This window comes from Sphingobacterium puteale (assembly GCF_050986225.1).
Lineage (GTDB): Bacteria > Bacteroidota > Bacteroidia > Sphingobacteriales > Sphingobacteriaceae > Sphingobacterium > Sphingobacterium puteale.
In genome coordinates, this window is the sequence record NZ_CP158959.1 from 732664 (window position 1) to 757066 (window position 24403).

21 protein-coding genes are annotated in these 24403 nt (G+C 38.8%); 9 read left to right on the forward strand and 12 right to left on the reverse strand.

The features are described 5' to 3' along the window. Window positions 1-52: 52 nt before the first annotated feature. Window positions 53-979 (forward strand): hypothetical protein, encoded by a 927-nt coding sequence (locus tag ABTV71_RS03030; RefSeq protein WP_121124488.1) that lies wholly within the window; start codon window positions 53-55, stop codon window positions 977-979. Between the two features lie 559 nt (window positions 980-1538). On the opposite strand, the gene ABTV71_RS03035 is transcribed toward ABTV71_RS03030, so the two are convergent. The 5 genes from ABTV71_RS03035 to ABTV71_RS03055 all read right to left on the reverse strand — a co-directional run bounded on the left by ABTV71_RS03035 (window position 1539) and on the right by ABTV71_RS03055 (window position 9691). Next, window positions 1539-5285, reverse strand: a complete 3747-nt coding sequence (locus tag ABTV71_RS03035) for a HAMP domain-containing sensor histidine kinase (RefSeq protein WP_121124490.1) — start codon at window positions 5283-5285, stop codon at window positions 1539-1541. 88 nt (window positions 5286-5373) lie between these two features. Then, entirely contained in the window at window positions 5374-6147 is a 774-nt protein-coding gene (locus ABTV71_RS03040; protein WP_183078688.1) for a succinate dehydrogenase/fumarate reductase iron-sulfur subunit, read from the reverse strand. Between the two features lie 14 nt (window positions 6148-6161). Then, window positions 6162-8096 carry a fumarate reductase/succinate dehydrogenase flavoprotein subunit gene (locus ABTV71_RS03045; protein WP_121124491.1) on the reverse strand — a complete coding sequence of 645 codons (1935 nt, stop codon included), beginning with the start codon at window positions 8094-8096 and terminating at the stop codon, window positions 6162-6164. 57 nt (window positions 8097-8153) lie between these two features. Further along, on the reverse strand, window positions 8154-8924 hold the full coding sequence (locus ABTV71_RS03050) for a succinate dehydrogenase cytochrome b subunit (RefSeq protein ID WP_121124492.1): 771 nt from the start codon (window positions 8922-8924) through the stop codon (window positions 8154-8156). A gap of 170 nt (window positions 8925-9094) precedes the next feature. Beyond that, window positions 9095-9691, reverse strand: coding sequence for a porin family protein (locus tag ABTV71_RS03055; protein ID WP_433902214.1), 597 nt, complete (start codon window positions 9689-9691; stop codon window positions 9095-9097). An 88-nt stretch (window positions 9692-9779) separates the two neighbouring features. Here ABTV71_RS03055 and ABTV71_RS03060 point away from each other — a divergent pair, with 88 nt between their 5' ends. From ABTV71_RS03060 to pruA, 6 genes are all read left to right on the forward strand, one after another. Further along, a complete protein-coding gene (locus ABTV71_RS03060) occupies window positions 9780-9989 on the forward strand; it encodes a hypothetical protein (RefSeq protein ID WP_121124494.1) in 210 nt (69 codons plus the stop codon). Further along, entirely contained in the window at window positions 9986-10327 is a 342-nt protein-coding gene (locus ABTV71_RS03065) for a tRNA-binding protein (RefSeq protein WP_121124495.1), read from the forward strand. Before ABTV71_RS03060 ends, ABTV71_RS03065 begins: the two co-directional genes overlap by 4 nt. Before the next feature lie 9 nt (window positions 10328-10336). Beyond that, on the forward strand, window positions 10337-10804 hold the full coding sequence (locus ABTV71_RS03070) for a nucleoside deaminase (RefSeq protein WP_433902215.1): 468 nt from the start codon (window positions 10337-10339) through the stop codon (window positions 10802-10804). Window positions 10805-10905: 101 nt separating this feature from the next. Then, complete coding sequence (locus ABTV71_RS03075) at window positions 10906-11514, forward strand: superoxide dismutase (RefSeq protein WP_121124497.1); 609 nt, start codon at window positions 10906-10908, stop codon at window positions 11512-11514. A 246-nt stretch (window positions 11515-11760) separates the two neighbouring features. Next, window positions 11761-12414 carry a peptide-methionine (S)-S-oxide reductase MsrA gene (gene msrA, locus ABTV71_RS03080; RefSeq protein WP_433902216.1) on the forward strand — a complete coding sequence of 218 codons (654 nt, stop codon included), beginning with the start codon at window positions 11761-11763 and terminating at the stop codon, window positions 12412-12414. A 90-nt stretch (window positions 12415-12504) separates the two neighbouring features. Beyond that, window positions 12505-14142 (forward strand): L-glutamate gamma-semialdehyde dehydrogenase, encoded by a 1638-nt coding sequence (gene pruA, locus ABTV71_RS03085; RefSeq protein ID WP_433902217.1) that lies wholly within the window; start codon window positions 12505-12507, stop codon window positions 14140-14142. Window positions 14143-14255: 113 nt separating this feature from the next. On the opposite strand, the gene ABTV71_RS03090 is transcribed toward pruA, so the two are convergent. From ABTV71_RS03090 to ABTV71_RS03115, 6 genes are all read right to left on the reverse strand, one after another. Continuing rightward, entirely contained in the window at window positions 14256-15437 is a 1182-nt protein-coding gene (locus ABTV71_RS03090) for a metallophosphoesterase family protein (protein WP_433902218.1), read from the reverse strand. A 6-nt stretch (window positions 15438-15443) separates the two neighbouring features. Beyond that, window positions 15444-16211: an endonuclease/exonuclease/phosphatase family protein gene (locus ABTV71_RS03095; RefSeq protein WP_433902219.1), complete on the reverse strand. Its 768-nt coding sequence runs from the start codon at window positions 16209-16211 to the stop codon at window positions 15444-15446. Window positions 16212-16388: 177 nt separating this feature from the next. Further along, window positions 16389-17414: a recombinase RecA gene (gene recA, locus ABTV71_RS03100; RefSeq protein ID WP_104385174.1), complete on the reverse strand. Its 1026-nt coding sequence runs from the start codon at window positions 17412-17414 to the stop codon at window positions 16389-16391. A 68-nt stretch (window positions 17415-17482) separates the two neighbouring features. After that, window positions 17483-18160, reverse strand: a complete 678-nt coding sequence (nth, locus tag ABTV71_RS03105; RefSeq protein WP_121124502.1) for an endonuclease III — start codon at window positions 18158-18160, stop codon at window positions 17483-17485. A 220-nt stretch (window positions 18161-18380) separates the two neighbouring features. Continuing rightward, entirely contained in the window at window positions 18381-18572 is a 192-nt protein-coding gene (locus tag ABTV71_RS03110) for a hypothetical protein (RefSeq protein WP_147430391.1), read from the reverse strand. 82 nt (window positions 18573-18654) lie between these two features. Continuing rightward, window positions 18655-20280: a S8 family peptidase gene (locus tag ABTV71_RS03115; protein ID WP_433902220.1), complete on the reverse strand. Its 1626-nt coding sequence runs from the start codon at window positions 20278-20280 to the stop codon at window positions 18655-18657. A 300-nt stretch (window positions 20281-20580) separates the two neighbouring features. On the opposite strand from ABTV71_RS03115, the gene ABTV71_RS03120 reads away from it, so the two are divergent. Continuing rightward, window positions 20581-22671 (forward strand): S9 family peptidase, encoded by a 2091-nt coding sequence (locus tag ABTV71_RS03120; RefSeq protein ID WP_433902221.1) that lies wholly within the window; start codon window positions 20581-20583, stop codon window positions 22669-22671. A gap of 45 nt (window positions 22672-22716) precedes the next feature. On the opposite strand, the gene ABTV71_RS03125 is transcribed toward ABTV71_RS03120, so the two are convergent. Then, window positions 22717-22980 carry a hypothetical protein gene (locus ABTV71_RS03125; RefSeq protein WP_108636160.1) on the reverse strand — a complete coding sequence of 88 codons (264 nt, stop codon included), beginning with the start codon at window positions 22978-22980 and terminating at the stop codon, window positions 22717-22719. Window positions 22981-23554: 574 nt separating this feature from the next. Between ABTV71_RS03125 and ABTV71_RS03130 the strand changes: the two genes are divergently transcribed. After that, window positions 23555-24271, forward strand: coding sequence for a GNAT family N-acetyltransferase (locus ABTV71_RS03130; protein WP_077438076.1), 717 nt, complete (start codon window positions 23555-23557; stop codon window positions 24269-24271). Window positions 24272-24403: the final 132 nt, after the last annotated feature.

The following is a 24403-nucleotide window of genomic DNA, read 5'->3' on the forward strand; positions in this document are numbered from 1 at the left end:
ACATTTATTGGTATGAATCAATGAATTCATACGATGAATATGACAGTGTATTATGATGAATTCAGAGGTTGTTTCGAATAAGAAGGAGGACGAAAAGAAGAGAGATTCTTCTAAAGTTTATTTCTTCATCATTGCGATAGCAGCGTTACTAGCAACGAATATATATTTTTATGTTAAGTTTAAGACGAATGGAGAAAAAGTCTATGCCTTAACTGTAGAAAAAGAAAACCTTCAGGTACAGATCGATCGGATAGAGGCCGAGTTGGATAAGATTGACGTTGAAAATATTCAATTGACTCCTGAGATGACGGTGCAAAAGGATGATTCGCGAGCAGAAATTGCTGCGCTAAGGAAAAAGCTTGAAAATAAAAGCATTACTCCTAAAGATATAGATGATGCGCAACGTAAAATCAATCTATTAAAGAAGCAAGTTGACAATTATCGTGTGGATGTTCAGCGATTGATTCAGGAAAATCAAATTTTATCAAAGCAGAATTCAAATTTGAATGAGTCTGTTGCCGAGAAAAACAAACAAATTACTTCTTTGACGACGACTAATTCTGAATTGAAGGAGAAAGTGACAACAGCATCTGCTTTAAAGGTTTCAAGTATCAGCATTAATGGGCTTGAGGTCAAAAAAAATGGTAAGGAGTCTGTTGAAGAACGGGCCAAACGTGTGGATAAACTGAAGATCAATTTTACCATCGCCGATAATGCACTGGCAAAAAATGGAGAGCGGGACATTTATATAAGAATTATCGATCCGCAAGGTAACCTGGTTGTTCAGGGAGACAATATTTTCTTTGTTCATGGTGAAAAATTGCAATATACCTTTAAGCATAATATTTTGTTTACGAATAAAGGAGAGGATTATATTGTGTATTGGGCAGCAGAGAATGGTTTTACCAAAGGAGCATATACGGTATTACTTTACGAAGACAATGCTATAATGGGCAGATCCACAGTGGTATTGCGTTAGTAAAGCAGTAATATAAAAAAGATAGAACGGGCGTCCCACAGTGATGCCCGTTTCGTTTTACAGTCCGCTCAGTTTTTCAGTTTGGTTTTAGGATCTTTTTGTCATTTACTTTACGACACAAATGAAATTCTTTAGGATCAGGCGTACAAAAGTTGATGATTTAGTCCAAGTGGCGAAGAAGTCACTAAATGGCATTATGTGATGATCCTATTTGCCTATGACCTAAGATGATGAACAATTGCCCATTCGCCAAATTCAATATCGACTTTACTACGCTTCCATATATACAAGGCATTGAAATTGGTATAGGGGTTGGATCAAAAATCAATTTTACTATATTGATGCCAAATAAAATTCGACACTTTGTTAGATTCAGCGAAAAAGGGTCAAACCTCATCTGGAGATTTGACCCTTTTTTTATGATTTCTGTAATTAAAAGCTTTCCTCCCAAATTTAATTCTGATTTGCAAATGTGAATTTCATTTATGATACGGCCGCCTTCTTTTATTTATAAAATAGGCGCTCTAGATATGGTCAGTTTATTTTTACGCCATCCCGATTAAGACTCTATTTGCTGTAAAGGAAGTAGGATATGGAAGGTGGTTCCCTCCCCCTCCATTGTTTCAAAGTAGATCTGTCCGTTACAAGCTTCTATCGTTTTCTTAACGAGTACCAGGCCTAAACCATTTCCGGAGCTTTTTGTGGTGAAGTTAATTTGGAATATCTGATCTTTCATCCCTTCGGGTATTCCATAACCATTGTCCTTGACATCTATCTTTACAAACTTGTCTGAGTATCGTTCGATGGATATTTCTATCTTCATGTTTTTTCTTCCATATCCACCCTCAATGGCATTTTTTATCAAATTATTGAATGTCCGAAGGAGCTCATTGCCATCGGCTTTAACAATCAGTGTTTTTTGATCAGCATTATTTATTAAGCGGATGTTAACGTTTGGGGTATTGTTATAGAGTGATATGGATTTCACAACTTTTTCAACGATATTGATATTTTCCATCACCGTCGTTGGAAATTTTGCAAAGTGGGAAAACTCTGAAGCAATCTGTGTCAATGCATCTATTTGCTCAATAAATGAGGTGGAAAACTTATTGAAGCGATCCGGAAACTTCGGATCATTGTCTTTATACGATCTTCGAAGCTGTTGTATGCCTAATTTCATGGGCGTCAACGGATTTTTAATTTCATGTGCGATCTGCTGCGCCATCTCACGCCAGGTAGATTCACGTTCCGTGTCCTTGATCTTATTGGCATAGTCCTCCAGTTTTATGATCATGAGGTTATACTCTTTGATTAATGTCCCTATTTCATCGTTTCTTTGCCAGAAAAGGGGTTCGTTAGGCTGTCCTAGCCGAAGCTGAGAGATCTTTCTACTGATGATACTGAGTGGATTGGTTACACTGTTGGCAACAAAAGTGGCATAGAAACCGAAACCAATGATGATTAATGAATAGATATTGACAATGGTATTAAGTAGTAAATTTTTATTGATATTTTCTTCTTTTTGAAGCGAGAAATTCGGAATGCCTATATAAGCGACCGTGCTGTAATCTTTATCCCTAATTGTAACGTAACTTGTTTCAAACTGAAAGGTTCCGATTCCCTCATCTTCAATTGTTTCTGATTTTTTTAGCAGCGAAAGATTTTTTAGCGCTATCGGGTTGATGAATGTGGAGAAAAGTTCCAGGTCATAAATTCGGCGTTGTGAACTGTACAAAAGCCTGCCTGATTTTGAGTACAGGTTGAAATCCTTTGATATGGTCTCAGATAATGTCTTTAGAATGCTAATAAGTTGGTTTTCATTGGAGACTTCATCGGTATTGGGGAGCATATTTTCTATCCGTTTTCCTAGTTCGATAATGAAACGCTCCTTACTATTTCTATTGTTGTTGTAGAGCTGTTTATTGATGCTGATATATGAAATCACAGCCGATATCAGAATGGCTAAGATCACCGAGGAAATAATCGAGGTCTGGATACGTGTCGAATATTGTATTTTATTGATGATTTTATAGAATTGATATTTCAGATTGCGAAACGTCAGTTTTGTATTTTTCAGGAAGATATAAAACGAAGTGACATAATGAAACAACATGAAAATCATGAAAAACACCAAAAACAGGAAAGAGGATGTCGCGACATAATCCCAAAACGATGGTTTCTGTTTACTAATGACATAGGTTGAAAAGGTATTGGCAACATAAGCCATGTGTAGGTATGAATCCCGATCCAATATCTCAATATATTCTCCAGGTACACCTTTTAATCCCCGGAGGTTATTTTCATAGGTATACTTGCCAAATTGCGTGACAAGCGAGCCTCCTTTATACAAGGCAATGGAATACTCTCCTTTATTATAATATTGCGAATTATTGATCCGCATATCTGTCAGTATTTCGGGATACGGTACCGTATAACTGAAATCCTTGTTGGATAGATTAATAATCACGTTAACGACCCTGTTTTGATCGATTGTCACCGGAATAATCGAAAAATATTCATGTGTTCCAAGTTCAGCACTGGCACGGTAAAAATTTTGAGTAACCTTGATCGATTTATTGATTACTTTCTCTCGATATTCATTAATCTTATTTTGACTGTTCGGATTTAATGGAATACTATTTTGATCATAGTAATATGCCTTAAAGTCATATTTTGAAAGATATCCACTGAAGTATTTTTTCTTGATAAAATCATTGATGGCATCGGTATTTGTATAGGGTAAGCTGATATTGAACAAGTGTTTTAGTTCCTTATCATTGGTAATTCCATTCTCAATATCTGAGAATAGTGAAACAGCATTAACGTCATCTTCCGATTGAAGATTGTTTAACAAGATCTTCATGTCAATGAGATCTCGCTCCTGATAGAAACGAGCATGCGTAATGGTACTTATGATCGCCCAAAGGATCAAAACGGCGATATAATTGGTCAGAATATGCCTATCAAAGTATTTCTCGCCGAAAGATTTGATTAGGATAATCAGGGCTAAAAGCAGATTGACCAAGCTATTTTTCTCAATGTAAATGGAGATAATGAGAATCACAAATATGACACAGGCCAATTGGATATTTAACAACTGAGTAGGTTTTAGTTCCAACTTTTTAAGAAAGAACAATACCAGATCTATGTAAATGCTTAATGCTAATATTCCCATTCCGACAATGCCTAAATCCACCCAACTCAGGAAATGCAGGTCAACAAGTTTGGTGAAATCGAAATAGATATTATTTGAATGGGTGATCAGTGTGCCGGCAATATCATATAAAAGTGCAAAGGCAAAATATATACTCAGTATAAAGCCAATGGCAATAGGTAGTCTAAAGAGACGGATATTTTTGATTTTGTCAAAATTGAGCTCCTTTCGAATGGAATAGATAAATAGTATCCACCATAGGATCAATATTGTCGTGGATAACACCGACCAAATATTTGGGAAGAATCTATTATAGGCATAGTTGCGGGAGTCAAATATAGCAAACGTGGCATTTTCAGAGAGCAGATTCCATTTCAGGTCCGCAAATTTGACCAAGACAAATATACCCGCCAATAACACTATTGCCCACCAAGCTCTTTTGGTCTTTGCCATGTGCAGGCAAAGGCTGTTGAAGAAAATCAAAAGCGCAATCCATGCCAGTAACCAGCAGAAGAATTGTAAGATGGTATAGATATTTTCATGCTCGCCATCTTTAAGCTTCACAGAAAATAGGTAAGAGCCCTCATTGCTGTAGATATTTTTGATGGCTACGGTATCCGTATAGGAGGCAATGTCGATGTTTCGCGTATCAAAAAAGTTTCTGCGTAGCGAAGAGTTTAAGTAAGGATTGTTATTGTTGGTATAAGGCTTAACAAGAATATAGGCAAGTATGCTAATATTTCCAATTGTTTTTTTACGAATGACGTAGGACCTATTGTCATCTTGTACGAAATTAGATTTTTCTAAGAAGCCCTGATCGGTGATCGGTACAAATAAATTTGTGCTCCACATCTTGGGTTGATGGTCCTTAAAGAGGAAAAGATAAACCTCTTGATCGTTTTTATACCTTTCGAAGGCTTGATATACGGCTATGGGGTATTGATCGTAATTTTTAAATGTTTTGAGCAGCAGCGAGTCCTTAAAAATAAGATCTACCTTTTTTTCTTGTTCGGAGATATAATCATTGAGTGATTTGGTATCGATGTCAAGTATTTCCTTATTTGTAACAGATTCTTTGATGGTGATCGCTGTTCCTATAAAGCATAGTGTTAAGATAAGTAGAAGTAAACGAATTTTTATACCAGAATTCACGTTAGTCAATTTACATTATTGTAAATATAAAAAAAAGTCCTTGCTTTCTTAGGACAAGGACTTTTATATTATTTTATTCTAAAATTGCTTATGCGTGTGGTTCTTCCTGTTTGAAGATTTTAGCAGTCAAATACTCGCGGTTTAAACGAGCGATATTCGTTAATTTAATACCTACTGGACATTCAGCTTCACAAGCACCGGTGTTTGTACAGTTACCGAATCCCTCAGCATCCATTTGATCTACCATTGCTTGTGCACGTTCGTAACGCTCAGTTTGACCTTGAGGCAACAAAGCAAATTGAGATACCTTAGCCGATACAAATAACATTGCAGAAGCATTTTTACATGCTGCAACACAAGCGCCACAACCGATACACGTTGCCGATTCGAAAGCTTCGTCAGCAATACGTTTAGGAATAGGAATCGTATTGGCATCCGGAACGCCACCTGTGTTGATATTTACATAACCACCGGCTTGTTGAATGCGATCAAAAGCCGTACGATCAACCGCAAGGTCTTTCAATACCGGAAATGCGGCAGCTCTCCAAGGTTCGATCACAATAGTTTGTCCATCGTGGAAACTACGCATGTGCAATTGACATGTTGTCGTACCTTCTTTAGGACCGTGTGGGCGGCCGTTGATTACTAATGAACACATCCCACAGATTCCTTCACGACAGTCGTGATCGAAATATACAGGGTCTTCACCTTTACGTGTCAATTCCTCATTCACAATATCAAGCATCTCTAAGAAAGACATATCATCAGCGATATTGCTTGCCTGATAAGTTACAAATTGACCTTTATCTTTATCATTTTTTTGACGCCAAACTTTCAGCGTTAAATTCATATGTTGTGCCATGATAATTTTCTTTCTTATTTATAACTTCTTTGTGTTAACTGAACGTTCTCGAATACCAAGTCTTCCTTGTGCAATTGCTCTGGCACATTTTCACCTTTGTATTCCCAAGCAGATACGTATGCGAACTCCTCGTCATTACGTTTTGCTTCACCTTCTTCAGTTTGGCTTTCCAGACGGAAGTGACCACCACAAGACTCAGCGCGTTGTAATGCATCAACAACCATTAACTCTCCCAATTCTAAGAAGTCAGCGACGCGACCAGCTTTTTCTAAAGAAAGATTTAATTCTTCGTTTTCTCCAAGGACCTTAACGTTAGTCCAGAATTCTTTTTTCAACTCTTGAATCAAACCCTGAGCTTTTTGTAGTCCTTCAGCTGTACGAGCCATACCACAGTATTCCCACATAATGTGACCTAATTTTTTGTGGATATCATCAACCGTTTGTGTTCCATTTAAAGACAACAATTTGTTGATTTTTTCTTCAACTTCTTTACGTGTGGACTCGAAAGCTGGGTGGCTATGATCTACTGGTGCGAAAGAACCTAGTTTAGCAAGGTAATCACCCACAGTGTAAGGAATTACGAAATAACCATCTGCAAGACCTTGCATCAATGCCGAAGCACCTAAGCGGTTTGCACCGTGGTCAGAGAAGTTACACTCACCTAATGCATACAAACCCGGGATTGTTGTCATCAAGTTGTAATCCACCCATACACCACCCATGGTATAGTGAACAGCTGGGTAGATACGCATTGGTTGTTTATAAGGATTCTCGTCAGTGATCTGGTAGTACATGTCAAATAGGTTACCGTATTTAGCACGTACAGCATCTTCTCCTAAACGGCCAATAGCTTCTTTGAAATCCAAGAATACCGCGAAACCAGTTTTACCGACTCCACGACCATCATCAACAGCTTCTTTGGCATTACGGGACGCTACGTCACGTGGTACAAGGTTACCGAAGGATGGATATTTACGTTCTAGGAAGTAATCTCTGTCATCTTCTTTGATGTCGTTGGCTTTGATTTCACCTTTACGTAATTTTTCAGCCATCTCTTTCGTCTTAGGAACCCATACACGGCCATCGTTACGCAAAGACTCGGACATCAAGGTCAATTTCGATTGGTGATCTCCAGTGACGGGAATACAAGTTGGGTGAATCTGTGTATAACAAGGGTTAGCGAAGTAAGCTCCGCGTTTGTGCGCTCTCCATGCTGCTGTAACATTACATCCCATTGCATTTGTAGAAAGGAAGAAGACGTTACCATAACCACCAGTACACATCAATACCGCATGCGCTGCATGTGTTTCGATTTTTCCAGATACCAAGTCACGAGTTACGATACCTTTGGCATGACCATCGATCATGACCAAATCCAACATCTCATGACGTGTATACGATTTTACTTTTCCTTTTTTGATTTGACGGTTCAATGCTGAATAGGCGCCAAGCAATAATTGTTGTCCAGTTTGACCACGTGCATAAAATGTACGGCTTACTTGAGCACCACCAAAAGAACGATTGTCCAATAAGCCACCATATTCACGTGCAAAAGGAACCCCTTGAGCAACACATTGGTCGATGATGTTCACAGATACTTCGGCCAAACGATAAACGTTTGCCTCGCGTGAACGGTAGTCACCACCTTTGATTGTGTCGTAGAATAAACGGAAGACAGAGTCACCATCATTTTGGTAGCTCTTTGCCGCATTGATACCACCTTGTGCCGCAATGGAGTGCGCACGACGAGGTGAATCTTGGTAACAGAAGGTAATTACATTGTATCCTAACTCAGCTAAAGATGCTGCTGCAGATGCACCAGCAAGTCCTGTACCAACAACGATAACGGTAAATTTACGTTTGTTAGCAGGGTTAACCAACTTAAGATTAAATTTATGATTTGACCACTTTTGGGCTAATGGGCCCGCTGGTACTTTTGAATCTAACATATCTCTTAATTTTATATTGAACGATAAGGCCTAAGCCCCACCTTAAAAGATTCTGAATTATTTAAAGAAGAAAAACAATGGCATTATTGCAAAGCCAATTGGAATTAATACCCCAAATACCCAAACTCCGATTGCTCTGATAATTCCAATGTATCTTCTGTGGTTAAAACCTAAAGTTTGGAATGCAGATTGGAAACCATGAATTAAGTGGAATGCCAAAGCCGCCATGGCAATAACGTACAAAGCAACTAAAGCCACATTTTTGAAGGCAAAGTCAACTTGCTTATACAAATCTCTTGCTTTTAAGATTTGAACATTGTTTTCTACCGTTTCTTGGTAGTCGTGGAATTCAGAAGCTTGAAGTTCTCTAGCTGTTGTCTGTCCAGTTGCCAAATCAGTACGGTATTCGATGTAAGGTACCTGATCATTGTGAAACTTCCACCAAAAATTAGACATGTGTGTAGCTAAAAATACTAAAATGACAGTACCTAAGATACCCATGTTGCGTGAATTCCATTTACTGTTTGCTTGACCATCGTATTTGGCATAACCAATGGGACGGGCGGCTTTGTTTTTCATCGACAATGTAATGGCGTAGATGACGTGAACGATTACCGAAGCGTACAATAAGTAAGAAACAACTTTGATTGGTGTAAAGTGAGTCATGAAATAAGCGTACTTGTTGAACGCTAGACCCGCATCATCTTTAAATAATTGCAAGTTACCAACCAAGTGAACAACTAGGAATAAACATAGGAAGATTCCTGTTAAGCTCATGATTAGCTTCTTCCCAATCGAAGAACTGAAAACTGGCTTTGATTTACTCATTATGCTTGTAATTTAATTTTAATTAGGCAAATCTACTATTTGCTATTAAATATGATACCATTTTGACAAGAAAAAGGAATAATTTAGAACGGTTCTAAAGTTTCTTAAAATAAAAAGTCCGTTTTGGATAAAAACGGACTTTTTAATAAGAGTGAAACGTTGCTAATGACTTATAGGATACTGAATAATCTATACCCCAAACCGATGCTCCACATGTTGATTTTTGGATTTGCCTGACTTTCGTTGTTAACTTTGTTCAAGCCCATTTCATATCTTAAATCAACACGTAAGCTTGAAATGTCAGCACCTACGCCAAAGGCCCAGGCTGTGCCACTTTTCTTGTAGTTATTTGGGTTCAACTGGTCAATAACCTTATCCTGTTTATCGTCTACTTTAAAAGAAAAGATTGGACCAGTCTGAATTCTTGCCCCAATTGGGCCCAAACCAAAACGTTTGCCCAATAATACAGGAACATCGACTGTAGTAAACTTAACATCAGTAGTTTCTCCATTTTCTGCTTTTACAGTCGTGTTTTTACCTGTTAAGTATACCTCTGGCTGAATATGGAAGCCCAATACACCAACACGTCCATAAAGACCCGCTTGGTAGCCTGCTTTCGTGTCAGAATTGAAATATTTGCCATCGCTTTTAAGCTTGGAGAAGTTTAACCCTCCTTTTAAACCCACCTCAAATCCGGGGAGAAGCTGCGCTTGTGCCGTTGCTACGCTACCACAAATCAAGAGTAATGCTGGTAAAATCTTTTTCATAATCTTTTATTTATGTATATATTGTATCTTTAAACAAACTTTCACAAGTTTGGTAAAGATATACAAATTTTGTACCTAAATCATAGTTATGCTGAAAATTAACGAAGAACAATGGCTGGTTGCCAAAGAAAAACTCCGTCGCAAGTACAATCATTTAAGCGACGAAGATTTAGCTTTTCAAGCAGGTGAAGAGGATAAATTGATTCATAAACTCGCTTCGCGTTTACGACGCAAGCCCTCTTATATTATATTTACAATTGGTAAGGAAATTCAGGACATTAATAGCAATAGGTTATGAGTGACAGCATCAGCTGGACAGATTTTGAAAAAGTAGATTTACGGGTCGGAACCATTTTGGATGCAAAGGATTTCCCGAAAGCAAAAAAACCAGCTTATCAACTGAAAATTGATTTTGGAAACGAAATCGGAATATTACAAAGTAGCGCCCAGATAACAGCACATTACAGTAAGGAAGAACTGATCGGAAAACAGATTGTTGCAGTCGTGAATTTCCCAAAGAAACAGATCGCCAATTTTTTCTCCGAATGTTTGGTGACAGGATTTGCTGATGAGCGTGGAGATATTATTTTGACTACTGTAGACAGGAAATTACCAAATGGATCGAAACTTAGTTAAGTTTGTGGCATGACATTTATAGATTTTGAAGGAACACAGTTAATGGATAGCGATGAATCATTTATGCGGATGGCATTAAATGAGGCGAAAAAAGCTTTTGAAGAAGGGGAGGTTCCTATTGGCGCAGTTATCGTACATAAGGGGCGCATCATTGGTAAAGGGCATAATCTTACCCAACGCTTGAATGATGTCACTGCTCATGCCGAAATGCAGGCCTTTACAGCAGCAGCAAACTATCTTGGTGGAAAATATCTGGACGATTGTACATTGTACGTGACTATTGAACCCTGCATCATGTGTGCTGGAGCGGCTTACTGGACACATATCAGTAAAATTGTCTATGGGGCCAAGGATGAAAAGCGAGGTTATTCTCATTTTCACGATAAGATTTTACATCCGAAAACTGTCGTTACCCAAGGTGTTTTACAGGAGGAATGTGCCGATTTGGTAAAATCATTTTTTCGTCAAAAACGCTAACGAAATATTGAATTTATTGTAACACATAAAAACATAACAGGCTATATTGTGTTATATTTGTATACATAAACGAAGTAATAAACATTTAAATTAAAATAAATATGGCATTTGAATTAGAAGCGTTACCATACGCAGCCGACGCATTAGAACCGCATATTGACAAGACTACAATGGAAATCCACCATGACAGACACCATCAGGCATACGTGGACAACTTAAATAAAGCTATCGCAGGAACAGATGCAGAAAACCTCTCTTTATTAGATATCATCAAGAACGTGAGCAAATATTCAGCAGCTGTTCGTAACAATGGTGGTGGTCATTTCAACCACTCTTTGTTTTGGAAAGTTTTAGGTCCAAATACTGGCGGAGCTCCTACAGGTGAATTGGCAGAGGCGATCAATGCTACTTTCGGTTCATTTGACGAGTTGAAAAAACAACTGCAGGCTGCTGGTGCTACACGTTTTGGATCAGGTTGGGCATGGTTGATCGTTGGCGCAGACGGCAAATTGGCGGTGACTTCGACTCCGAATCAAGACAATCCATTGATGGATGTAGCAGAGGTAAAAGGAACACCAGTTTTAGGTATTGACGTTTGGGAACATGCGTATTACTTGAAATTCCAAAATAAACGTCCGGCTTATTTGGAAGAAATCTTTAATGTTATCAATTGGGATGCCGTAGCACAGAATTATGCTGCAGCAAAATAATTGATCATTTAAATAGGTACAAGAAGAAGCGACAATTTAATTTATTGTCGCTTTTTTTTTGAAGGTGTCTGATATTATTGGCTAGAGAGAACTTTCAGTTCGCTTTCAACGGTGTTGGCCTTCCAAATCATGAAGGTTTTGTTTCAGTGAACTGAGCCCATTTTTTGTATTACCTGCATTTGTACGACGTCTAGTTGAAAGCAAGAACGGTTTGTAGCTTGAACAAACAAATTGACAATTAAATACATGAAAAATCTTTATATAATTTTAGTGGCACTTTTTGTCTTTACTTCCTGTCAGGGGCAGGAAAAACAATCAAAGAAAACGGACTTTTCTAAATTGCCCGCAAAAAATACGGCCAACCCTGATACAGCTACATTTGCTGCAGGTTGTTTTTGGTGTACCGAAGCTCAATTTAAGGAGTTGAAAGGTGTGCAGCAAGTAGTTTCCGGATATACAGGTGGGTGGGTAGCTAATCCCAGCTATGCTCAGGTCTGTACAGGTAATACGGGACATGCCGAAGCGACCAATATTATTTTTGATCCGAATGTGATCAGTTACGATAAACTATTGGAGGCCTTTTTTGTCGCACACGATCCCACGCAACTCAACCGTCAGGGGAATGATGTGGGGACGCAATACCGCTCAGCTATATTCGTCCATAGCAAGGAGCAGCTGGATAAAGTACAGTTTTATATCGCGGCTCTAAATAAGGAGAAAGTTTATAACGAACCGATTGTAACTGAGGTTATGCCAGCAGTGGTATTCTATCCCGCAGAGGACTATCATCAAGATTATTATAGGTTAAATGGTAAGGAACCATATTGTCAATTGGTCATTAAACCGAAATTGGAAAAATTTAAACGTATCTTTTCCAAGGTGCTCAAAGAAGGAGAGTAACTTTGGGTATTCGTAAAATTTAAGGTAATTTTACTCTTGTTAGCATCATTTAGTGTGATTCTAAAAAGTTGAATAATAAATAATTGTAATATGTCTAAAGGATTTTTTACAGTTCCTGTTCCTGCCAATGAACCGGTGTATACTTACGCTGTTGGAACGAAAGAACGTAAATTGTTGAAAGCAGCAATTGATGAGGCACGTTCGAAACAAATCGATATCCCAATGTATATTGGCGGTAAAGAAATCACTACTTCAAAAAAAGTAACTATAGCTCCTCCACATGACCATCAACATAGCTTAGGTCAATACAATCAAGGCGACAAATCTCATGTAACAGACGCAATCAATGCCGCTTTGTCGGCTAAAAAGGATTGGGAAAATCTAGCATGGGAAGATCGTGCGGCAGTATTCTTGAAAGCGGCTGAATTGATTTCAGGAAAATACCGTTATGAGTTAAATGCAGCAACAATGTTGGGTCAGTCAAAGAACCCATATCAAGCTGAAATTGACTCCGCTTGTGAGATTGTGGATTTCTTGCGTTTCAATGTACAATACATGAGCGAAATCTATAAACAACAACCTCCAGTATCGGGAAAAGGTGTGTGGAACCGTGTTGAACAACGTCCTCTTGAAGGGTTTGTGTTTGCATTGACGCCATTCAATTTTACTGCGATTGCAGGTAACTTGCCATCTTGTGTTGCGATGATGGGAAATGTTGTGGTATGGAAACCATCCAATACACAAATCTATTCTGCAAATGTGCTGATGAAAATCTTCCGTGAAGCCGGGCTTCCTGATGGTGTCATCAACTTAGTTTATGTTTCGGGACCGGATGCTGGTGATGTGATTTTCCAACATCCTGATTTCGCCGGGATCCACTTTACAGGTTCAACAGGTGTATTCCAGGATATCTGGAAAACTATCGGCGATAATATTCACCGTTATAAAACTTATCCACGTATCGTCGGTGAGACAGGCGGTAAGGATTTCATTGTTGTACACCCTTCGGCTGATCTAAAAGCGGCAAATACAGCTTTGGTTCGTGGAGCATTTGAATATCAAGGTCAAAAATGTTCAGCAGCCTCACGTGCATATATTCCTAAATCATTATGGCCAGCATTGAAAGAGTCAATGACTGCTGATGTGAATTCATTTACAATTGGTGGAACTGAAGATTTTACAAACTTTATCAATGCTGTTATCGACGAGAAATCATTTGATAAATTGGCGAAATACATTGACCGTGCGAAAGAATCCAATGAGGCAGAGATCGTAGTTGGTGGTACTTATGATAAGTCCAAAGGCTATTTCATTCACCCGACGATCATTGAAGCTTCAAAGCCAGATTACGAAACAATGGTCGAAGAATTGTTCGGTCCTGTATTGACCGTATATGTTTATGAAGATGCTAAGTTTGAGGAAACATTGGATATCGTTGATACAACTTCGATCTATGCATTGACTGGTTCAATTATCGCACAAGATCGCTATGCCATTAATTTAGCTACTGATAAATTAAGACATGCAGCGGGTAATTTCTATGTGAATGATAAATGTACCGGTGCCGTAGTAGGACAACAACCATTTGGTGGGGCGAGAGGTTCAGGTACAAACGACAAAGCTGGATCTATGATCAACTTATTGCGTTGGGTATCTCCACGTACAATCAAAGAAACCTTCAATCCAGATACAGATTACAGATACCCTTTCTTAGAAAAAGGCGAATAAAATAATCGAATTATCCTGCACGAACGGTTATGCGTAGCTTGCTTGTAAGCTCTATCGACGATAGCGGATACATTCAACATAACAAAGGCACCCCGCTATGTGGAGTGCCTTTGTTATTTTTTAAACTGTCCCAGTTCAGTTCCATCGTCTCGGGTCATCCGGATAGCCAGTGATTTGGCAGATCCCGAAATATCGATAACGGTCCTTTTTCCAGCTTTTGGGCCACCGCCTATAAATACGGGGTAATTGTGGTCCTTATCTGCCGGATAGTATCCATATTGATGTGTATGGCCAGAGACCATTGCATCTATTTTGTATTTCTGAAACAAAGGATGGAAGCATTCCCGGTTGTGCAATGTACCATGCCATTCGTCTGAATGGAATATAGGGATATGGCTGATCACCACTGTATGTTGAGCAGACTTTCGTTCTTTGGATTGTAATACGGTTTCCAACCACTTCGCCTGTTCTTTTCTGTAATTGTCGTAATCTACAGTACCCGCATATACCTCATGGCTGTCAGGTTTATCCTCACCACTATCTAGCATAATCCAAAAAATAGGTCCCCTTTTGAACGCTTGGTAGTATTTATTGTTGGGATAAGCGAAATACCGTTTGAAATTGCGCGCGAAGGAACCTCTTGTTTCATGATTCCCACGGTTCATAATAAAGGGTTTCTCAGTAGCGAAAAATTCGATCGGCTTTAGTAATTTCTCGGTAATATCCTCTTGGTTGGTCACATAATGAAAAGAATCTCCATTCAAAACAAAGAAGTCATAGATTGAGATGTCATGATTGGGTACAAGATCACGATAACTACTTTTTTCTTCATGGACATCATTATAGACCAGACAACGGATTTGTTCTTGATTATTTTTTGCTAGTTTTGCTTCAAAGATGGGCGTTTGGATTTCTTGCGCATAGACGATCTTATAGGGATCAAATTTTTGAATTTCTTTTGCCCGGATGCGATAACGAAAAGACCTGGGGGCATCTGCGATAGTGAAGTGAAAGAAATCTGTATTTGCATTAATCATACCATCTTCGGATTGGTGGATCGTTTGCTGTACATTACCTGCATTGTCAAGAATTTCCAACCAGGCTAGAGCAGGTTTGCTCAAGATCGTAAAGATGCTGATTCCTTTCTCCGTCTGATTCTGTAAATAAGCGGGTACTATAAAACTAAAATCTCCTTCCGGATTTTCTGTTTCTTTTTCTTTAGCGACGCCGATATTGGGCAATGTAATTCCTGCCAATGCTAGCGCTTCTAAAAATCTTCTTCTATTAAAATTCATAATCGGTTATTTAATTTCGATTTCAACATATAATGGTCGATGGTCGCTCGCATATTTCTCTTCAAGGACACGGTGGTTGAAGAATTTCGGATGTGATGAAGTATTGACCATAATATAGTCTATTTCGGTATTAGGCTTATCTTGTGGAAAAGTTAAGCCATTTTGGCCCGTCGTTTTTGTGAATATTTTACCAAGTTCTACGATCGCAGGATCAGTGGGTTCGGAGTTTAAATCGCCGACCAGGACCGTCGGTAGCTTTTCATTTTTGAAACGGGATGTAATGAATTTTGCTTGTGCGATTTTGTTTTTGTCTTTTAGATCTAGGTGGGTGTTCGCAAATAAGATCTTCTTATTGTTGATACGCACTTCAACAATGGATAAGCTTCGACGTTCGCTTTTGACGGGAGAAGGTAGAAAATGTTTTTCTACACGTTCTATCGGATGTTTCGATAATATTGCTGTGCCATATTCACCTTTTTCAAGGTCTATTCCTTTTGAAAAAATGTAATGCATTCCTGTTAGTTCAGCTAATCTTTTGGCTTGATCCTCGTTATAGGAGCGCCCTAGGTTGACATCAATTTCCTGCAACCCTACAAGGTCTACATTACTGTTTTTAATAATATGAGCGATGGTATCGAGATTGACAACAGATTCCTTTTCTGCGGGTGGATTGCCATGATGAATATTGAAAGAAAGTACGCGGATTTTTTGTGCACTGAGATGGAATACTGATCCAAAAAGGATTAAAAGAAATGCAATTAGCTTACGGTTCATTTTTCAAAGTTAAGTTTAGAATGATGTCAGCGATTTATGTTCACTCCGCTAAAAATACTAAAATCATAGCGTACAAACTCAAAACTTTGGGCGTGTAACAAAATAATCATTTAAACAAAACAAAAATAGCCATCCCAAAAAGGATGGCTACCTACATTATACTAATTTTTACAGCAACTAGTCTTCATTTTCTTCTACATGAAGCATAGGATCTTCTCCTGTTACTTCAGTACGGATTTTTGCCTCAAGTTCATCCATTAGATCTGGATTGTCAAACAATAAGGCTTTTACAGCATCTCTACCTTGTCCTAATTTGGTTTCACCATAGCTAAACCAAGAACCTGCTTTTTTGATGATGCCATATTCAACACCTAAGTCAATGATTTCACCGACTTTTGAGATACCTTCACCAAAGATGATATCAAACTCTGCAATACGGAAAGGAGGTGCTACTTTATTTTTTACAATTTTAACTTTTACACGGTTACCGGATACCTCATCAGAATCTTTAATCTGTGATGTACGACGGATATCCAAACGTACAGAAGCATAGAACTTCAATGCGTTACCACCTGTTGTTGTTTCAGGGTTACCGAACATCACACCAATTTTTTCACGCAATTGGTTGATGAAAATACAGCAACAGTTTGTTTTTGAAATTGTTCCGGTCAACTTACGTAAAGCTTGAGACATTAAACGGGCTTGAAGCCCCATTTTTGAATCACCCATTTCACCTTCAATCTCACCTTTAGGTACTAATGCCGCTACAGAGTCAATAACAATGACATCAATTGCACCAGAACGGATTAAATTGTCAGCAATTTCTAAGCCCTGCTCACCATTATCAGGTTGAGAAATTAATAAGTTCTCAACATCAACACCAAGCTTTTGTGCGTAATATTTATCAAAAGCGTGTTCAGCATCAATAATTGCTGCAATACCGCCTTTTTTCTGTGCTTCAGCAACAATGTGTGTTGCTAATGTTGTTTTACCCGAAGATTCAGGTCCATATATTTCAATGATACGTCCTTTTGGAACACCGCCAATTCCTAAAGCGATATCCAAACCTAAGGATCCTGTAGAAATTGCCTCGATTGGCTCAACAGCTGTATCTCCTAATTTCATAATAGAACCTTTTCCAAAGTTCTTTTCCAATTTATCTAACGTCAGTTGTAACGCTTTTAATTTATCTGTGTTGCTCATATTTTTAGTATATATTTATCAAAATTAAAAATAAAAAAGAATAAACCAACTATTATTCACTAAAAAAATTAGTTTTTTATTTCTATCGTGCTTGGAGCACTCTTTATGTGATGGGTCTTCTCGAAGTATTTACACATATAGGTGATCGGGCATTTTTCACAAAGGGGTTTTCGGGCCAGACAAATATATCGTCCATGCAAGATCAACCAATGGTGCGCAACGGCAATGGTCTCTTTTGGGAGATTTTTAACTAACTGTTTCTCTACAGCCAAGGGGGTTGTCGCACGATAGGTGAGCCCAAGTCGGTTAGCCACACGAAACACATGAGTGTCTACAGCCATTGCTGGGTTATGATAGACAACGGAGGAAATGACATTGGCAGTTTTTCTACCTACCCCGGGCAGCTTGACCAAATCTTCAATCTGCTCGGGAACGACATTGTCAAATTTTTCAATAAGCATTTGGGCCATTCCGACCAGATGTTTGGCCTTATTATTTGGATAACTTACGGAGCGGATATAGCTAAATACCTCATCCACACTGGAAGCTGCCAAACTATACGCATCGGGGTAACGTTCGAATAGCTTTGGCGTAATTTGATTGATTCTCTTGTCTGTACATTGGGCAGATAGAATAACAGCGACAAGCAATTCATACGGATTACTATAGTTGAGTTCTGTCTGCGCATCCGGATTATTTTTGGAAAAATATTCCACAAAAGCTTTGTATCGTTCTTGTTTTAACATCACTCCAAAACTAGCCAAAATTTCTATCAAAAAAGAAAACTTAACGCTTACATACGGCTCACCGAGCAGATTAATATGGAATACAGATGGATTGCGACAATAGGCGCGCGGCTTGAAATCTATCGGGTATTTTAGTAAAGTGGCAGTGGCATTTACCTGCTTAGATAATAGGAAGGAGGAAAGCTGATATTATTTCAATAAATAAGGCCTAATCTTTGGATTAGGCCTTTCTTTTTTCCATTTGTTTGGAATATTCCATGATATTCGCAATACATCTTTTGCTTGGATTAAGCAACATTTTGGGTAATTGAAGTTTCAATTCATTTTCTATATCCTCGTCAGTCATTACCTTCTCGTTTTGGGTTAGCAAATTTTGAACTTCGTTTTCTGATTGGGTAAAGTTTTCTACCATAAGCATCTTGAGTTTTGTCCCTGTAAGTTAATTAATTAAACGGACAAAAGATGATTTTGGTATACAAAAACGAGAATAATATTTATTTTTTCTTTTTACTACTAAATTCTTCAGCTTTAAGAATCGCATTATATGCATTAACGATTCCTCCGGTGACAGAGATATCTGCTAATTTGACCATTTTTGTTGTATCTTCACTTACCTTGATCTGAACCATCCCCACCGGTTTTTCGACAGATTCCAAAATGACCTGTTTGGTTTCCACAGCTGAGAGATTCGGATAGTAGGAGCGTATCATAGCTGCCAATCCGGCGACTACAGGAGCAGCCATACTTGTTCCTTGTTCTTCTTTATACTGTGAATCTGGAATAGTGGAATTGATCTGCACACCGGGAGCAAACACATCAACTGAATTTTTGCCATAATTGGAGAAATCGGCTAAAAGCGTGTTGTCCGGATATAAGCCCGTTGCACCCACGGTGATCCAGTTGTTTGCGATACCGGTAGTATCTCCCTTTGTATCGGTGTAGTATTTCATCGGAAAATTTGGTTCCACGTCATTATCCTCGCTGTCATTCCCTGCTGCATGCACCATCAACACATCTTTGGACTCGGCATATTTAACAGCCTCATCCACGGTTTGCTTGTTGTGTGCATAACTTTTTCCGAAACTCATATTGAGCACCTTTGCGCCATTGTCTACTGCATAACGGATTGCATTTGCGACGTCTTTGTCACGTTCATCACCGTCCGGAACCAAACGTACAGCTAAAATTTTGACATTGTCTGCAACGCCATTGATGCCAATGTTGTTGTTGCGACTGGCGCCAATAATACCGGCTACATGGCTACCATGAAGTGCATCAGGACCCTTTACGTCCGCATTTCCGTAATAACGTTCGGAGGCATCCTCATAATTGTCGCCAACAATGGGACGGGAATCGTATTCCTTATTCAAATGGTATTCCACCTGATTGTTGAAATATTTTGCACCCTCCGTGATATCATCAAAAAACTTGACAAAACCATTGGTTTGAATCTCATCTTTCGCATAACTGAGTGCGATACGTTGATTATTCGATTTTGGGTTGAAGTTCTCTAGATCGGTCAATGTAATTTCCGCTGGTCTTTTACCTATTTCACGGACCACGGCGTCTAGGTTGCGTTTAAGGGCATCATAAGAAAATTGCCCCATTTTGGCTTCTTCCAACTTGTTCTTGTATTTGACCACCATCTTTTGATAGGCCAAAAAAGCTTTCCTGTCAGCTTTATTCAGTTCAGTCGTAGGGGTGACACCTGCAAATTTTTTATCTAAAATCCTTAATTGTCTCGTAAGTTCTAGGTTGTCAAATTGAACGTCCTTCCCATCGGCATTGCCAATAAAGTTCCAGCCATACTTGTCATTGATATAGCCGTTACCGTCATTATCCTTCCCATTGGTAAGACTGTCCTTTGGATTGATCCAAATGACATCCTTCAGATCCTCGTGAAAGACATCCACGCCACCGTCCAAAACGCCAACAATGACAGGTGTTGATTTTTTCCCCTTTAATAAAGTTTTATAGGCTTTCTCCGTACTGATTCCCATGACACCATCCGTGTGGTAATCCAAGTTATACCAATTTGGAGGTACAGATTCACTTTGAGCAAACGAGATTACCGGCAGCACACCTAGGGCAATCAGATATAATGATTTCTTTAAATTCATAAAATTTTCTCCTAGCATTGTAGCAAAGATAGTATTAATGCTTCTGATGAATTGTTAATTTTTATTAAAAGTGACTTTTCGTGCTCTTAATGGGATAGATCACAAGGATACGTATTGCGAAATATGAAAAATCATAGGACGGACTAAAACCAATCGGCCGTATTTAAAATATCGTTTTGATATGTTTAAATAAATGCGTTAAATTGAATTCCTTTGGGAGATCGCGCGATTATGAGGAACAAAAACATAATACGTGGTTTTTTAAGTTAGAAGACGATATTTAGCGAATTTATAGCATATATGCAAGATAACAAAAATGTACAATGGCCGGAAGTTTCAGCGCCGATAGCTGCAACATATCCATATAAAAGACAGATTCATGGTGATACCGTCGTGGATAACTATTACTGGATGATTGACTATTTTAAAAAGGGCCCCAGATCGGAGGCGGTGATCAATTATCTGAACGAAGAAAACGCCTATACCACAGCAATGCTAAAAGATACGGAATCTTTTCAGGAAGATTTATTCCGCGAAATGAAATTCCGCATCAAGGAAAAGGATGTGTCCGTACCTTACTTTAAGAACGGTTACTATTATTACAGCAGAACTGAGGAGGGCTATCAATATTTTAAGTTTTGCCGCAAGAAGGGTAGTTTGGATGCCGACGAAGAATTATTATTGGATATTGACAACCTAGCGGAAGGATATGCCTATTACACTGCTAAGGGGTTTTCAATTAGTCCAGACAATCGTTTGCTAGCTTTTAGTGTGGATACGGTTTCCAGAAGGGAATATACAATATACATCAAAAATCTGGAGTCAGGTGAGATTTACCCTGACCGGATTGCTAATACGGAAGGTACTGCAATCTGGGGGAATGATAACCAGACACTGTTTTATACAGCTAAAAACCCGGTGACATTGCTGAGTGAAAAAATTATGCGGCATTCATTGGGCACGGACGTTTCAGCAGATGTATGTGTTTATGAAGAAAGAGATAATACAAACTACATCGCGGTCGGTAAATCAAAAAATGGTAAATACATTATCATCAGTTCCGAAAGTACCCTATCCTCCGAGATATGGTTGTTGGATGCCGATCTTCCCAATGATGATTTTAAGGTCTTTCAGCCACGCCGGAATGACGTGCTTTATACCGTAGTTCCTTTGGAAGATCGCTTTTTGATACTGACCAATGATGAAGCCATTAACTTCCGGGTGATGCAATGTCCGCTGGACAAAACGGGGCTTGAACATTGGACTACTTTCTTGGCACATCGTCCAGATGTGCTGGTGAGTGACATCGAAGAGTTTAAGTCTTTTTTGGCAATAGCTGAACGAAAAGATGGATTGACTCAGTTGGCGATCTATAATCTGGGCAGTCAGGAGCAGCATTATTTGGATTTTGGAGAGGTGGCCTATACGGTATATCCGGGGATCAATGTCGAATATAATACGGAAAGTCTGCGTTATGGTTATACTTCTTTGGTGACGCCAAGTTCCGTCTACGAATATAACATGCGGGATCGGAGCAAAGTATTGCTAAAGCAGCAGGAAGTTCTGGGCGGCTATGACCGGACAGCCTATAAGACTGAACGTATCTATGCCTCCGTGAGGGATGGTGTAAAAGTGCCTATTTCTCTAGTTTATAAGAAAGGGACCAAATTAGATGGCACAGCACCGTTATTACAGTATGCCTATGGTTCCTATGGTGCATCGATGGATCCTAGTTTTTCCAGCAATCGCTTGAGTTTATTAGACCGTGGATTTATTTATGCACTGGCACATATCCGTGGTGGCGAAGAAATGGGACGTCAATGGTATGAGGATGGGAAAATGATGCATAAAATGAATACTTTTAATGATTTTGTGGATTGTGGGCGGCACCTTATTGAACAGGGCTACACTTCTCCGGCCCACCTTTATGCACAGGGAGGAAGCGCAGGTGGATTATTGATGGGGGTTGTTGCGAATATTGCTGCCGCGCAATACCATGGTATAATAGCACAGGTCCCTTTTGTAGATGTTGTGAATACCATGTTGGATGAGACAATACCATTGACGACGAATGAGTATGATGAATGGGGCAATCCCAACTTGTCTGATGCGTATTTTTATATGAAAAGTTATTCGCCTTATGAGAATATTGAACCGAAAGAATATCCAAATATGTTGGTTACCACTGGGCTACATGATAGCCAAGTTCAATATTTTGAGCCCGCCAAATGGGTGGCAAAATTACGGACTGCCAAAACGGGTAAGTCTGTTTTGCTCTTGAAAACAGATATGGATTACGGGCACGGCGGCGCTTCGGGAAGATTTGACTATTTGAAGGAGATTGCTCTAGAATATGCTTTTTTGTTTAAACTGGAAGGAATCGACCACTAAATTGAGATAATACGACAACAATAAAAAAGCGGCATTGCCGCTTTTTTATTGTTGAGCATGATTGATGCTGTCCTGCTGTTTTTGTAAACGTTCTTCACGTTCGATTTCTCTGGAATCGATCTGATGTTGTTGATAGTTGTCCATCGCAACTTTGCTCGCTTTCTGCGATACATAGATGGCAAGTATAGCAACCACAGTAATGATTGCGAGCCCCCAGGCATATTTACGTTTGTCCTGTTTGACAAGCCAATACATAAAGACAATATAAGGTACAGCAAAAATAATATAGAAAATTAAACTCGGTGACATGCTATTTTCCTCTAAATGATGTATACAAAAGTATCGTTTTTTGGCCAAAAATAACGAACCCGTGAAAAAAGTCCCCTTATCAATTGATAAAGCCTTAAACCTTTATGGATTTTATTGTCAAATTAATATCGTCTGAAGCCAGGGGATAGACTGGGGATGTCAATAATTAATTGCTTGAAAATGAAGGTTACAAGCCTGTTTTGAGTCCTGATTGTAATTTTTTGATTTTTGCAAAAAATCCATGATAATATTGTGGAAAAGAAAAAAATATTTTTATACATTTGCAACGTCAGAAACAAATTGACAGAGAAATAAAATGAAACAGAGCAAAAAGAACGACTATTCTTATACTCAAACTTTTGAGAAGTTTATGAGGAAGGTGTTTTGTGCTTTCATTTTCGTAGAAATACCTGTTTTACGCTTCCGACGACCCATACTACCTCGGGCTTGATTTGAGGTAGTGAATCTTCCAAACAAGGCCATGATTGTCCGATGGTTTTGAATCCATTATTTTAATTTATTCAGTAACAAAACACGACAGTAGTTGTTGTTTTATTATTAGGGTCGTAAGTCAATGACTATATCAGATTTTTTAATTATTCCGGCTAAACCTGAGCATGCACATTATGCAGAGGTTATTTGCAACGAAATGTTCGAGTCTGCAAAGGCTCGTGGTACTGGTATTGCACGTCGTAAACCAGAGTATGTTGCCAACAAAATGAATGAGGGTAAAGCAGTGATTGCTTTACATAGGGACGGTCGATGGGCAGGTTTTTGTTATATTGAAACTTGGGGCCATGGCGATTACGTTGCAAATTCTGGACTTATAGTCAATCCCGAATTTCGAAAGGTAGGTTTGGCAAAAGCCATTAAGAAAAGGGTATTTGATCTGTCCCGTGAAAAGTATCCCAAAGCAAAGATATTTGGTTTGACCACAGGTTTTGCTGTCATGAAAATTAATTCAGAACTTGGATACGAACCCGTACCTTATTCAGAATTGACGAACGATGATGAATTTTGGAAAGGCTGTCAGAGCTGTGTGAATTATGAAATTTTAATGAGCAAAGACCGTAAGAATTGTATGTGTACAGCCATGCTCTGGGATCCGGAAGAAAAAGAACGTGAGCTGAAAGAAAAGATCCAACGTAAACATGAAGCAAAGGAGCGTTTGGAGAGAATCACACAAAAACAATCCTTGTTAAAACGTATTCAGGCAAAGTTCTGGAAATCGGCCAATAAATTCATTGCGGTCAATTTCCCAAAACATAATAAAGTTGCAAAAGGATTTTAATAACTTTAACAGAAGAAATCGAGTGTCATACATCTTTCTTCGCAAAAATCATACATAACATGTCAACTGGCGTAGTAGCCATTGAAAATAAATAATGAACAGCGATGAAACGGTCAGCTTAAGGCTCAAATA

What these genes read in the sequence shown, in the direction of transcription:
- ABTV71_RS03030 (WP_121124488.1), top strand. Translation starts at nt 53, where the DNA reads ATGATGAATTCAGAGGTTGTTTCGAATAAGAAGGAGGACGAAAAGAAG.
- ABTV71_RS03040 (WP_183078688.1), bottom strand. Translation starts at nt 6,147, where the DNA reads ATGGCACAACATATGAATTTAACGCTGAAAGTTTGGCGTCAAAAAAAT.
- ABTV71_RS03045 (WP_121124491.1), bottom strand. Translation starts at nt 8,096, where the DNA reads ATGTTAGATTCAAAAGTACCAGCGGGCCCATTAGCCCAAAAGTGGTCA.
- ABTV71_RS03050 (WP_121124492.1), bottom strand. Translation starts at nt 8,924, where the DNA reads ATGAGTAAATCAAAGCCAGTTTTCAGTTCTTCGATTGGGAAGAAGCTA.
- ABTV71_RS03055 (WP_433902214.1), bottom strand. Translation starts at nt 9,691, where the DNA reads ATGAAAAAGATTTTACCAGCATTACTCTTGATTTGTGGTAGCGTAGCA.
- ABTV71_RS03060 (WP_121124494.1), top strand. Translation starts at nt 9,780, where the DNA reads ATGCTGAAAATTAACGAAGAACAATGGCTGGTTGCCAAAGAAAAACTC.
- ABTV71_RS03065 (WP_121124495.1), top strand. Translation starts at nt 9,986, where the DNA reads ATGAGTGACAGCATCAGCTGGACAGATTTTGAAAAAGTAGATTTACGG.
- ABTV71_RS03070 (WP_433902215.1), top strand. Translation starts at nt 10,337, where the DNA reads ATGACATTTATAGATTTTGAAGGAACACAGTTAATGGATAGCGATGAA.
- ABTV71_RS03075 (WP_121124497.1), top strand. Translation starts at nt 10,906, where the DNA reads ATGGCATTTGAATTAGAAGCGTTACCATACGCAGCCGACGCATTAGAA.
- msrA (WP_433902216.1), top strand. Translation starts at nt 11,761, where the DNA reads ATGAAAAATCTTTATATAATTTTAGTGGCACTTTTTGTCTTTACTTCC.
- pruA (WP_433902217.1), top strand. Translation starts at nt 12,505, where the DNA reads ATGTCTAAAGGATTTTTTACAGTTCCTGTTCCTGCCAATGAACCGGTG.
- ABTV71_RS03090 (WP_433902218.1), bottom strand. Translation starts at nt 15,437, where the DNA reads ATGAATTTTAATAGAAGAAGATTTTTAGAAGCGCTAGCATTGGCAGGA.
- ABTV71_RS03095 (WP_433902219.1), bottom strand. Translation starts at nt 16,211, where the DNA reads ATGAACCGTAAGCTAATTGCATTTCTTTTAATCCTTTTTGGATCAGTA.
- recA (WP_104385174.1), bottom strand. Translation starts at nt 17,414, where the DNA reads ATGAGCAACACAGATAAATTAAAAGCGTTACAACTGACGTTAGATAAA.
- nth (WP_121124502.1), bottom strand. Translation starts at nt 18,160, where the DNA reads ATGTTAAAACAAGAACGATACAAAGCTTTTGTGGAATATTTTTCCAAA.
- ABTV71_RS03110 (WP_147430391.1), bottom strand. Translation starts at nt 18,572, where the DNA reads ATGGTAGAAAACTTTACCCAATCAGAAAACGAAGTTCAAAATTTGCTA.
- ABTV71_RS03115 (WP_433902220.1), bottom strand. Translation starts at nt 20,280, where the DNA reads ATGAATTTAAAGAAATCATTATATCTGATTGCCCTAGGTGTGCTGCCG.
- ABTV71_RS03120 (WP_433902221.1), top strand. Translation starts at nt 20,581, where the DNA reads ATGCAAGATAACAAAAATGTACAATGGCCGGAAGTTTCAGCGCCGATA.
- ABTV71_RS03125 (WP_108636160.1), bottom strand. Translation starts at nt 22,980, where the DNA reads ATGTCACCGAGTTTAATTTTCTATATTATTTTTGCTGTACCTTATATT.
- ABTV71_RS03130 (WP_077438076.1), top strand. Translation starts at nt 23,555, where the DNA reads ATGACTATATCAGATTTTTTAATTATTCCGGCTAAACCTGAGCATGCA.